This is a genomic window from Dapis purpurea BLCC-M126, from assembly GCF_050015975.1.
Taxonomy (GTDB): domain Bacteria; phylum Cyanobacteriota; class Cyanobacteriia; order Cyanobacteriales; family Microcoleaceae; genus Trichodesmium.
Genome location: NZ_JBNHER010000332.1, coordinates 1 through 12959 on the forward strand (window position 1 = coordinate 1; position 12959 = coordinate 12959).

The window sequence follows — 12959 nt, forward strand, 5'->3', positions numbered from 1 at the left end:
TTTTAACCAGAGGTAATTATCAATTATCCATTATCAATTATCAATTAATGAACAGTTCTGCTGCCTCAGATACAGTTAATGAATTAGATATAAACCTCGTATACCAATCCTATATTATTCGTGAACAGTAATCGGCTTGAAACTCAGATACAGCAAGAATATTTCTGGAAAAATTTTACAAATCAGATAGGATTGCTATGTATCATAATAAATGTCTAATTGTGTATAGTTTTGTTCAATTATTTTAATACTGTTGATATTCCTAAGCTTGATGAGTTGAAGTTGAAAATTTGAACCCTAACCCGCAGTCAACTCGCCAAGGAGCTAAGGTTCGTTCATTAATTGATAATGGATAATGAACACAAACTTTACGGCCACTAGAGGATGTCAAGCATTATTTAACAATGAGTTTGAGGAGGGTAAAAAACCTTGATGGTCAATGCTTTGTAACTTTTGTAAAGCTTGTTGTAACTGGTAGTTTTTCTTTTTTAACTCTTGTTGCAGAGATTGAACTTCTAGTTGCAGATGTCTAACTTTTAATTGATTTTCAACTCTAGCTAATACCTCAACTGTTTTAAAAGGCTTGGTAATGTAGTCACTACCACCTACAGAAAAAGCTTTAACTTTATCCCAGGCTTCATCAAGAGCGCTAACAAAAATTACTGGAATATCTTGGGTATTAGGATTTGCTTTAAGTCTTTGACAGACAGTATAGCCGTCTAGCTGTGGCATATGAATATCTAATAAGACTACATCAGGAGAACCTACAGCGATCGCTTGTAATGCAATTACACCATTAATTGCTTGTTGTACTTCATATCCTTGTTCTTCGAGCAAATCAGACAATAGTTTCAGATTTTCTGGCTGATCGTCAACTAATAGAATATTACCCTTCTCAGAAACTGAGACAACTGGAGACAAGTCAACTGGAGAGGAGGAAATAGGTAAAAAAGATGTAGACAAAGACAATTCAGCTACCTGTGGCTGCTCAGACATTTTTTTTTCTAGTATACTTTTAATATTAGACTTAGTAATTTTTGTATCCAAAATTTCAGAAAGAAGTTGCCAAAGTTTAGGTGCAATGTCTTGCTTCAAATATTTAGGAGAGTAGCCACATTCTTCTGCAATTTTATCATAAGTCCTTCTATTTCCTTGTAGAGTAGTGAGTAATACAGTACGCTGTAAATCACTCAAACAATTACCCATTTTTTGTTCCATTAATTCTTCAGCCAATGCTAAAAGTTCTTCAAAATTGCTCATGGTAGTAAAACCCTCTTAGGGAGAATATTAACTTAAAATTTAAAATACTATAAATTCATTATTTTAGCATCCCTAAATTCTTGCTATTATTAATAACACGTTCTTACAGAACGTATCTTTATTCCTTAGTTTTGGTGAAAATCCTTATTTTTTAAGGTTACCTCTGAGGATGTCCTTAGATGTATTTTAAACTTAACCTAAACTTAACCTAAACTTAACCTAAATTTATCTATACAAATAAAGTAACTCCGAACAAAAAAATAGGGTATTCCTACCCTTTTTAAGGGGATGAAAAAAATCAAATTCAGTATTTCAAACCTCCTATTTCAGATTTGAGGTACTGTTAACGCAGTTCCTCCGATAGGAGGCTAATTAAGAACTGATAAATGATAACTGAAATGACCCCAAGAAGGAGAAATTTTGGCTCCATTTTCTATCAAATGAACCGTAAAAAAACTACCCCCATTCCCAAATTGAGTATTCGCACTACCCTTGTAGTGTCATTTGTCATACAAATTGTTGCAGCAGTTGGGTTGACTGGATGGCTCTCATTTCGTAACGGACAAAAGACAGTGAATTCCTTTGCATTACAGTTATGCACAGAAATTGGTAATCGCATTGACCAGCAGTTACATACTTTTTTAAGTATCCCTCACTTTATCCATCAGAAAAATGAAGAAGAAATTGCTCATGGTCATATTAATGTCGGAGATTTAACTGAATTAAGACGCTATTTTTGGAAGCAGTTACAGTTCTTTAAGTTAGTCACTGATATTGGAATTGGTAATGCTCAAGGGGAAGTTGTTGCAGTGAGCTCTGTTGAAAATGTCACAGGCGTAGTCAGAGTATTAAATGCAACAACAGATGATAAAATGGAAACATACGCTGTTGATGAATCAGGGGAACCGACAACGTTAATCAAAGCTACACCATTTAACATATACCAGCGCCCTTGGTATCAAGATGCAGTCAAGGCGGGTAAACCAGTCTGGAGTGGAATTTTCCCCCGTTTAACAGAGTCTGTATTAACAATCAGCGCAGTACATCCCATCTACAGCGAACAAGGTGATTTCCAAGGAGTTTTCTATATCCTGATGCACCTTTCTGAAATTGGAGATTTTCTCCAAAGTATAAAAATTGGTAAAACTGGACAGAGTTTTATCATGGAATCAAGTGGACTGTTGGTGGCGACATCAACCGGGGAAACCCCTTTCGTTCAGACAGATACTTCCATAGAACGAATTAAAGCCACAGAAAGTAACAATTCAATTACACGAGCAACCAGTCAATACTTACTAGGAAAATTTAGAGATTTCCAAGAAATCACAAGTTCTCAGCAAATTCGTTTTGAGATTGAGAATAAAAATTACTTCCTACAAGTTTTACCGTTTCAGGATGACAAAGGTTTGAATTGGTTAGTGGCGATAGTTGTACCAGAAGCAGATTTTATGGAACAAATCTACGCTAATAATCGTCAGAGCATCCTACTTTGTTTTCTGGCATTTGGTCTGGCTACAATTACTAGTTTCTTTACCGCTCATTGGATTACTGCTCCCTTAAGAATTATATCCCAAGCTTCAGATCAACTAGCTCAAGGCAATCTCAAGCAGCAGATAGAACCCAGTTTATTTATTGAAACTAACATCCTGGCAGAGTCTTTTAACAAAATGGCAAGGCAACTTGAGGAATCATTTGATGCCTTGCGTCAGAGTGAGATGACCAATCGCGCAATTGTCAACACTATTCCTGATTTGATGATTCGCGCTAGAAGTGATGGGAGTTATCTAGATATCATTGGTAGCAGTGAACCATCAGGTGTTTATGGGGTAAAAGCATTTAAAGAAGGGAATACTGTTAAGGAATCATTACCACCTGACTTAGCACAAAAGCGAATGCACTATATTCAGCAAGCTTTAGGGACAGGTAAGCTGCAAGTCTACGAGCATCAAATTATATTCAATGGTCAAATCCGGTATGAACAGGTACGGATTATGGTTTTGGATCAAGACGAAGTATTAGTCATGGTGCATGATATTACTCCTCGAAAGCAAGCAGAAAGAGCACTAGAAAAAGCTAATCAAGAATTAGAGAAAGAAGTAGCACGACGGACTGTTTCTCTACTAGAAAGCCAAAGAACTTTGACTACTCTGATGAGTAATCTACCTGGTATGGCCTATCGTTGCCTGAATGACTCCAATTGGACTATGATTTTCGTCAGTCAAGGATGCTATGGTTTGACTGGTTATTTACCTAAAGATTTAACTAATAGCCCTCAATATGGTCAATTAATTCATCCCGAAGAGCGAGAAAGACTCTGGCAACAGGTACAACAGGCGATCGCCGAAAAAAGATCATTTCGAGTAACTTATCGCTTACTCTCTGATCAAGGGGAAGAAAAATGGGTTTGGGAACAAGGACGAGGGATTTTTAACCAAAATGGAAAGGTTCAATTTATTGAAGGTTTTATTGCTGATATTAGTGATTGGATTAAATCTAAGAAAGACTTAGAAAAAAGCAACCAAGAATTACGGGAAATCCTAGAGCAATTACAAATCACTCAAGTTAAACTCCAAATAGCAAAGGAAAATGCAGAAACAGCCAATAAAGCAAAAAGCGAATTTTTGGCTAACATGAGCCATGAACTACGCACTCCCCTCAATAGTGTCATTGGTTTTGCTCAAATTCTCTGCCAAGATAGCTCCTTCAAACCAGAACACCAGGAACGTTTGAGAATTATTAACCGCAGTGGGGAACATTTATTATCCTTAATTAACAATATTTTGGAAATGTCCAAAATTGAAGCAGGTCAAACTACCCTGAATCAAACAGATTTTGACCTCCATACTATTCTGCAAGATATGCAAGATATGTTTTGTCTCAAAGTTCAAAAAAAAGGAATTCAATTTGTTTTAGAGCCAGATTCCGAGCTACCCCAATACATATCTGCAGATGAGGGAAAACTGCGACAAGTCTTAATTAATTTAATTGGCAATGGAGTGAAATTTACTGACAAAGGTGGGGTGATTTTAAGGGCTAAGGTGAAGAAAGCTGCAGAAAATAACCAATATCAACTGCTTCAATTAGAGATAGAAGATACAGGTCCTGGTATTGCCACAGAAGAACTCGATAAGTTATTTGTGCCCTTTGAACAAACCACAGCCGGGCATCAAATTAAAAAGGGAACAGGATTGGGGCTGGCCATCACTCAGAAGTTTATTGACTTGATGGGAGGAGAGATTACCACAACAAGCACTGTGGGTGTAGGAACTTGTTTTAAATTATCGATTCCCATTCGTCTGAGTTCAACTCAGAATTTTCTTGGGACAGCAAGGAGAGGGAAAGTAATTGGTTTAGCACCGGAACAACCAGAGTATCGTATCTTAGTGGTGGACGATCAGCCAGACAATCGTTTATTAATATTAGATTTACTTGGTTCCAAGGGATTTTCCCTGCAGGAAGCCAGCAATGGACGAGAAGCTATAGATATATGGAAAACATGGCATCCAGATCTGATTTGGATGGATTTGCATATGCCTGAGATAGATGGATATGAAGCTACCAAAAAGATTAGAGAGTGGGAATCACAGTTAGAGCCACCTGTTATGGCTACAAAGATTATTGCTTTGACTGCTAGTGTTTTTGGACAGCGAGAGTCAGTTCTAGCATCGGGTTTTGATGACTATATGGTAAAACCTTTTCAAGAAGAGGTAATTTGGCAGAAGATCAGCCAATTTATAAAGGTGGAGTTGATTTATCAAGAATCAGTGGAGGGTAATGGTCAAAAACTGGAAAAGACAATTTGTTGTCAAGAGCAACAGCAAGTTAATTCAGAAGATTTATCAGTCATCTTAAAGGATATGCCATCTGAGTGGTTAACTGAACTGCACCAAGCCTCAAGTCAACTCCGGGGTAAAAAAGTGATGCAGTTAATTAAAGATATTCCACCAGAAAAGACAGTGCTTGCTGCCCAACTGCAAAACTTAGCAGACAACTATCAATTTGATCGGATTATTCAATTACTTAATTTTTCCTAGTTAATTCTTAACTTTAAGAAAATCATGTTTGTTCCACAATTAGAATTAGATAAACTTACTCTTAATTCGTGTTTAGCAGATCTTCCTACCCATGACTTTGAAATTAAAATAACCAGCTTGGGTAAAGTTGTGTCAGAAGCATTTCACGAGCATTTAGAACTACCAGGGGTTCTGATTACTGCTGATGATAAAATCATTGGCATGATTTCTAGAATGAAATTTTTTGAGTGGCTTAGTCGTCCCTATGGATTAGAAGTTTTTCTCAACAGACCAATTCAAGTCTTGTGGGAAATTATGGCTAAGTCTGACAAAAATTTAGATACAGAGATATTAATAAAAAGATATCTACTACTTAGTGCAGATTGCAGCATTTATGAGGCAGCAGAACTTGCGCTTAAGCGTCCAAGCAGTTTTATTTATGAACCCATTGTAATTGCATGGCCAAATGGACGTTGGCGGTTACTAGATATACAGATTTTGCTCTTAGCTCAATCTTGGCTTTTTGATCTAGCCAAACAAGCTGCGGAAAATGCCAATAAAGCGAAAAGCGAATTTTTGGCTAACATGAGCCATGAACTACGCACTCCCCTCAATAGTGTCATTGGTTTTGCTCAAATTCTCTGCCAAGATAGCTCCTTCAAACCAGAACACCAGGAACGTTTGAGAATTATTAACCGCAGTGGGGAACATTTATTATCCTTAATTAACAATATTTTGGAAATGTCCAAAATTGAAGCAGGTCAAACTACCCTGAATCAAACAGATTTTGACCTCCATACTATTCTGCAAGATATGCAAGATATGTTTTGTCTCAAAGTTCAAAAAAAAGGAATTCAATTTGTTTTAGAGCCAGATTCCGAGCTACCCCAATACATATCTGCAGATGAGGGAAAACTGCGACAAGTCTTAATTAATTTAATTGGCAATGGAGTGAAATTTACAGACAAAGGTGCGATAACTTTAAGGGCTAAGGTGGAGCAAGCTGCAGAAAATAACCAATATCAACTGCTTCAATTAGAGGTAGAAGATACAGGTCCTGGTATTGCGACAGAAGAACTTGATAAGTTATTTGTGCCCTTTGAACAAACCACAGCCGGGCATCAAATTAAACAGGGCAGTGGATTAGGGCTAGCCATTACTCAAAAGTTTATTAATTTGATGGGAGGAGAGATTACCACAACAAGCACTGTGGGCGTAGGAAGTTGTTTTAAATTATCGATTCCTATTCATCTGAGTTCAACTCAGGCTTTTCCTGACATAGGAGGGAGAGGGAAAGTAATTGGTGTAGCACCAGAGCAACCAGAATATCGTATCTTAGTGGTGGACGATCAGCCAGACAATCGTTTATTAATGTTAGATTTACTGGTTTCCAAGGGATTTTCGCTGCTGGAAGCTAGTAATGGACGAGAAGCTACAGATATTTGGAAAGAATGGCGTCCCGATATGATTTGGATGGATTTGCAGATGCCTGAAATGGATGGATATGAAGCGACCAAACAGATTAGAGAGTGGGAATCACAGTTAGAGTCACCTGCTATGGCCACAAAAATTATTGCTTTGACTGCTAGTGTTTTTGGAGAACGAGAGTTAGTTCTAGCATCGGGTTTTAATGACTATATCATGAAACCTTTTCGGGAGCAGGTGATTTGGCAGAAGATGAAGGAATATTTAGGAGTAGAGTTGATTTATGAACAATCAGTTGAGGGTAATGGTAAGAAACTCGAAAAGACAATTTGTTGTCCAGAGCAAGTTAATTCAGAAGATTTATCGGCCATCTTAAAGGATATGTCTTCTGAGTGGTTAGCGGAACTGCACCAAGCCTCAAGTCAACTCCGGGGTAAAAAAGTGATGAAATTAATTAAAGATATTCCGCCAGAAAAGGCAGTTTTGGCTGCCAAACTACAAAGTTTTGCAGATAACTATCAATTTGATCGGATTGTTCAATTACTAGGGTAAATATTTGCTTGACTATGAGGAGGTTATAAAGTAGGAAAAATCTATTATCATATATAATCCGCTTGAACAGTTGTCATTGCGACCAAAGGGAAGCAATCTCCGCGCACCTTTGAGATTACCGAAAAATTAAGGTATAAAGCCTCTCCATTCATGGAGAAAAAAGCGGTTGTTTGCGGAGCAGTCCGTTAGGATGGGATGGCGAGGTCTCCCGCTCTTAACAGAGCCGCTCCGCTTTTCATGTCGGCTCAAGCGCCGAAACGCCATATCCAATCAACCAAGAGAAGAAAAAAAATCCTTGAGCGCCAATCCTCTTTTTTATAAGAAGAGGTAATTCTCAATTCTCAATTCTCAATTCTCAATTCTTGAATTCCCTCCACTCCGTTCCAGTCGCAATGACTTGAGTATAGTAATTATCCAGATTTAATATAACCGACTAATAATTTTTAAAAGATGTCCCTTTGATAAAAAAGATAATTTCCGAGCTAAAAAATGGTAAAGAAAGGATTTAAACTATTGAATTTTTAAATTCGTATTCAATAGAAAATCTGTATTAGGAGGAAGTAATTTTGTGATTACTGTATAACCGGATTTTATATCAATGAAGAAAATACCTTGCACTGCATAAGTCCTAAATTTTAATATTTATCCTGAAAAATTGCTCCACGTTGAATTAACTCCTGCTTCATTTCTTCAGAAACTCCTAAATTATAGCCAAATATTGCACCTTCTAATTCTGCACCTTCTAAGTTAGCCTCTGTTAAATCAGCTCCCAGTAACTGAGCATTTTTTAAATTAGCATTCATCAGATTTGCCTTAGCCAATTGAGCACCAAATAATAAAGTATTACTCAAATTAGCACTATGCAAATTTGCATTTGTTAAATTTGCATTGATTAAATTAATATCTGTAAGATTAGTATCACTGATATTAGTATCACTGAGATTAGCATCGCTTAAATTACTATATCTCAGATTAGCGCCTTGCAAATTCGCATTTGTTAAATTAGCAACTCCAAGATTAGCACCTTTAAGGTTGGCATTCTCTAAGTTAATACCAGTTAAAGTTTGACCATAAGCTCCATGATTAACAATATCCCAGACAAGATACCACTTATCATCTAATTCTGTAGTGTCATTAATTTTTACACCTCTGAAGTTAACATAATTTAAGTTAGCACCTATCAATTTCGCATTATTAAGATTGACATCACATAGATTCGCACCTTCAAGATTTGCACCTTCAAGATTTGCATCTGTGAGATTCGCATAGTCTAACTTACTGCCAACCAGATTAACATGAAACAGTTTAGTGCTAGCAAGATTAGAATGTCTCAAATTAACCTTATCAAGACTAGCATGGCTTAAATTAGCACCTCTAAGGTTGGCTTTATGAAGGTTAGCCTGATTAAGATTAGCATGACTTAAATTAGCACCTGTCAGATTAGTATTTTTTAAGTTGGCACGATTCAAGTTAGCACCTGTGAGATTAGCTTCACTTAATTGGGCATCTACGATCTCGCTACGCCAAAGATTAGCACCCTGAAGTTTAGCATTCTGTAAGTTAGCACTCCAGAAACTAGCGTTGATAAGATCTGCTCCAGTCAAATCAGCATTGTCGAAGTTAGCAAACCACATTATGGCTCCACTTAGATTAGCATTAGTTAGATCGCTATGGCTAAAATTAGTTCCTTTCAAATTAGCACAAAGTAAATAAGCATTTCTGAGAATCGTTCCACTTAGATTAACTTCGTCTAGATCGCTCATACTCAAATCAGCAGATGTGAGATTTACACCTGCCAATTTATCAGTCAAATTTGGACCGCTAACTACTTCAGAAAAATCTATTTTTTGCTTGATCGTATCCATCGTTAAGGAAAAGTATCTCCCCTCAGTGTAGTATGGAGTCCACTGTTCTACAAAAACTGCTGAGGGTGTTTCAACTATCATTTTCCTATTTTCCTTAAATTAACTTTTGGTTGTTTGATTGTTGATAATATTATTGCGTATATTCACAGTAAAAACAATACATAAAATGTAAGGAAAATTCAGTAATTTTCCACCTGAATAAAACTGAATATTTTGGGATAAATCTTATGGATTGGACTAAATAAATATGAATTTATCAGTATTTGAGCTTATACACACAACAAATGTCGTAGCATTTTATTCAGAAAAGTTCAGTTTTATTCAGTGGTTGAAAAAATCAACAGATAAATTTCTTAAAAAGTTCAGTTTTATTCAGTGGCTGAAAAAATCAATGACAAATTTCCTGTAGAGGTAGCCCTTGAGTATAAGTGCCTAGATGTCCCACAAATATAATAAAGGTTTGATGCCCCAAGGACAATCCATCTGTATGAAGCTTATCCACCAACAGAGTATAACTACAAAAAAAAGCAGATGAATCTAGCTGTTAGATTCACTAACTCTCAAGTAAAGGAACATACTAGCAAAAATAGCTGTACCTGCACTTAGATAAAACGGTGCGGAAACCGAAACTTGAGCATACAACCAACCAGCAATTAAACTTGCAGGCAGAGCCATTAAACCAACCAACATATAGAAAGTGCCAACTTCTGCACCTCTTCGCTGGGGATGAACTAAATCTGCCACAAAAGCTTTTTGCACTCCCCGCGTCAAACTTGAGTACAATCCATACAGTGTAAATAAAACCCAAACTATTTCAGCACTCCTAGCTGTGGCAAATCCTAGATATACCAGTGCAAAAACTAAGTACCCAGTAACTAATAATGGTCTTCTTCCCACTCGATCTGAGAACTTTCCCGCAGTTAGCCCCAAACAAGTTTCTATTATATTAAATACTGTGTATAACAATAGAAGTTGCATTCCATTGAAACCTAAATCCTGAGCGCGTAACAATAAAAACGCATCGGAAGAGTTACCCAAACTAAAAATTCCGATCGCTATCAAATATCTGGAGTAGGCAGGGCTTAATCCTTCGAGCGTAAACTGAGGTTGTGAATTTGCTTTTCGAGCAGCAATTTTGGGTTCCTTCACTAACACTAACAATAATAAGACTCCTAATAGAGCTGGGAAAAATGCGATTGCAAATACCCCGCGATAGTTATTAGCATACTGCTGCAAAAATAAAAATCCCAATAGAGGCCCTACAACTTCTCCTATAGTCTCTAGAGTGTGGTGTAATCCGAAGGCTTGGCCTCGTCGATCGACTGCACAGTTTTGTGTAATCAGAACATCCCTCGGAGCAGCTCGTATTCCTTTTCCCACTCTATCTATTAACCGTGCGCCCAGAACATGACTCCATACTCCAGATAAAGCTAGCAATAGTTTAGAAATTGCACCTAATCCATAACCTACCACAGCAAATTGCTTTCTCTGACCTACTAAATCAGACATCCAGCCTGAATAGAGTTTGAGGATGCTAGCGATACTTTCTGCAATACCTTCAATTATACCCACCGTCCAAACTGGAGCACCTAGCACAGTAGTTAAAAAGATTGGAGTAATTGGGTAAATCATTTTACTCGCAAGATCGGTACAGAGACTAACTAAGCCAAGTGTCCATACAGTGGAATTTAATTTAGGGCGATCGTCATTGGTATTGGGCATGATTTTACTGACTAAACATCTCCAGAAAAGAGGGAATAAGGAATAGGCAATGGGCAATAGGGAGAAGTAATTGATAATTTATGGATAATAAATGACTCCTGATATCAAATCCGTTTGCAATGGAAGTGTTATAAGAAAGCGGGTTTATGGCAGGTAGATGTTAGTAGAGTCGGGTATTTAATAAACCTGGTTTCTCTGCTTTTTTATACCGATGCTACCGGATTTGATATGACTCCTCAGCGATACAATAATTAATTACCTGGATTCTAATCCTATATCAAACAGATTTGAAATCAGGTCTCAAGCCTCTCCTTTAAGGAAAATAAAAAGTGGTCGAGGGATAAGGTTTCGCCGCGCAACATGAAAAGCTGAGTGGCTCTGCAATAGCGGGTTTCCTGGCTATATCCAATCGACCAATAGAAAGAAATTTCAGTATTTGAAACCTCCTACCTCAGTAGGAAGTACTGATAACTGATAACTGAAGTTACTTAAAAGTAACTAGAATCAATATCATACAGTCATTCAGCAATGTCAATGTTATTTATCGGCGTCTTCTACCACCAAAACCACTGCTCCGACGTGAAGGTGACAACCCACCACTACCAAAACTACGACGTTGTTGGCGAGGTTGTGCTGTACCTGAGCGACGCAAGTCACTGGCACCAACACCACTACCAGTAGAACGATTTGTATTTTGCTGTTGTTTACGAGTTGTGTTACTGCGAGTAGAATTAGTTACACCAGTAGAACGTAATGTTTGACGATTTTTCACTGCTGCTGGTGGAGCTTGATAACGATCTTGATATCGGTTAACAGCCTGGGTGTAGCTGCTGCCATATCCGCCATACCCAGTCATTACTCCACCTGGTTGATAAACTGGTGGTACATAATATTGAGGGCGAAACAACATACTACTAATTGCTCCACCAACTACTTGACCTGCTATTGCTCCGGCAAAAGGTGTCCAGAAATTAGATTCCCGACGCACAATAATTGTTTCTTGTCTACCTGTTTGGGGGTTAGTTTGGGTTTCGGTTACGTTGTGTACATATTCGATTTTAAAGTCTGGTTTAATATGCAAACTAGCTTGATCGCCATTAATATTAGCATAATTGGTTTTGCCTTCTTGAATTTCTTCCTCAGTTAAACTTGCCATTTGCAAATCTGTAGTGGTATAAATTGGCGGTTTACCTGCAGGAGTATTCAGTAACATTAAGGAATATTCGCCGTTGCCGTCGTTATAGGTTGCTTGTTGTACGGGATATTCTCCTTGAGTTACTTGGTTGGGGTTCCGGTTAGATGAGATATTGGGATTTGAGTTTTGATATGAGGTGGTGTTAGAACTGCCACAGGCGACTGTTGTCCAACACAATGTTAAACACATAAACAAAACGGTTAATTTACGCAACATATTATGATAACTCCTAAAATAACTTTGAGTAAATTCTACTTATTATTCTACCTTGATTTGGCTTTTAAGGAGATAATATAGCACTACCCGCAAGTCAAAAATCAAAAGTCAAAATTTAAAAGTAATCTCTGACTAAGTTTGAGAATTTATAAACGTCCTAATCTATTTGCGTAGTGCTATAGTAAATCCAGTTTTAGATAGGAGCTTTATTAAGTATTAATATCATGTCCGGATGAACAGTTATAAATAAATTAAGGAGGAGACAGGAGACAGGAGTCAGCAGGAAGAGAAGAAATAAGCAGTATATCAGGAGCAGAAGGTTTTTTTTATCACTAATTAAACGGACATAATATAACGGAGAGCAGAGGTTTAGAATAGGTAAATTTGTCTTTGAAGTGAGAGAATAGTTTTTTGAGGGTGCTTTTATAGCACTTAGAAGCCTTTCTGAGATAGATTATGCCTGAGAAGAATTTATTCAAAATAGTATAAAATACCTCAAATTTACAAAAATGTAGGACTTAAGCACTACAAAGTATTTTCGTCATTGCAACCGACAGGGAAGCAATCTCAAATCCTAGTTTTTCCTATCTCATCCTTCATTAATTGATAATTGATAATGGATAATTGATAATTACCTCTGGTTAAAACCGTTCGGGAATTGAAGATAAGGAAATTCAAGAGCACTTTTCTCTTGGTCGATTGGATATGGCG

At 37.2% G+C, this 12959-nt stretch carries 6 protein-coding genes; 2 read left to right on the forward strand and 4 right to left on the reverse strand.

Features of this window, described 5'->3' with window-relative positions; genetic code table 11:
• Positions 1 to 387: 387 nt before the first annotated feature.
• On the reverse strand, positions 388 to 1260 hold the full coding sequence (locus ACP6PL_RS30550; protein ID WP_426549129.1) for a response regulator: 873 nt from the start codon (positions 1258 to 1260) through the stop codon (positions 388 to 390).
• Positions 1261 to 1658: 398 nt separating this feature from the next.
• Between ACP6PL_RS30550 and ACP6PL_RS30555 the strand changes: the two genes are divergently transcribed.
• Together ACP6PL_RS30555 and ACP6PL_RS30560 are read left to right on the forward strand one after the other, a co-directional pair.
• Entirely contained in the window at positions 1659 to 5294 is a 3636-nt protein-coding gene (locus ACP6PL_RS30555) for an ATP-binding protein (protein WP_426549130.1), read from the forward strand.
• Positions 5295 to 5318: 24 nt separating this feature from the next.
• A complete protein-coding gene (locus tag ACP6PL_RS30560) occupies positions 5319 to 7250 on the forward strand; it encodes an ATP-binding protein (RefSeq protein ID WP_426549131.1) in 1932 nt (643 codons plus the stop codon).
• 635 nt (positions 7251 to 7885) lie between these two features.
• On the opposite strand, the gene ACP6PL_RS30565 is transcribed toward ACP6PL_RS30560, so the two are convergent.
• From ACP6PL_RS30565 to ACP6PL_RS30575, 3 genes are all read right to left on the reverse strand, one after another.
• Complete coding sequence (locus ACP6PL_RS30565; protein ID WP_426549132.1) at positions 7886 to 9196, reverse strand: pentapeptide repeat-containing protein; 1311 nt, start codon at positions 9194 to 9196, stop codon at positions 7886 to 7888.
• A gap of 456 nt (positions 9197 to 9652) precedes the next feature.
• Positions 9653 to 10837, reverse strand: a complete 1185-nt coding sequence (locus tag ACP6PL_RS30570; protein ID WP_426549133.1) for an MFS transporter — start codon at positions 10835 to 10837, stop codon at positions 9653 to 9655.
• A gap of 541 nt (positions 10838 to 11378) precedes the next feature.
• Positions 11379 to 12248, reverse strand: coding sequence for a hypothetical protein (locus ACP6PL_RS30575; protein ID WP_426549134.1), 870 nt, complete (start codon positions 12246 to 12248; stop codon positions 11379 to 11381).
• Positions 12249 to 12959 lie beyond the last annotated feature (711 nt).

Excerpts from the sequence above, each read along its gene's own strand:
- ACP6PL_RS30570 (WP_426549133.1), bottom strand. The coding sequence starts at position 10,837 with ATGCCCAATACCAATGACGATCGCCCTAAATTAAATTCCACTGTATGG.
- ACP6PL_RS30560 (WP_426549131.1), top strand. The coding sequence starts at position 5,319 with ATGTTTGTTCCACAATTAGAATTAGATAAACTTACTCTTAATTCGTGT.
- ACP6PL_RS30575 (WP_426549134.1), bottom strand. The coding sequence starts at position 12,248 with ATGTTGCGTAAATTAACCGTTTTGTTTATGTGTTTAACATTGTGTTGG.
- ACP6PL_RS30555 (WP_426549130.1), top strand. The coding sequence starts at position 1,659 with ATGACCCCAAGAAGGAGAAATTTTGGCTCCATTTTCTATCAAATGAAC.
- ACP6PL_RS30565 (WP_426549132.1), bottom strand. The coding sequence starts at position 9,196 with ATGATAGTTGAAACACCCTCAGCAGTTTTTGTAGAACAGTGGACTCCA.
- ACP6PL_RS30550 (WP_426549129.1), bottom strand. The coding sequence starts at position 1,260 with ATGAGCAATTTTGAAGAACTTTTAGCATTGGCTGAAGAATTAATGGAA.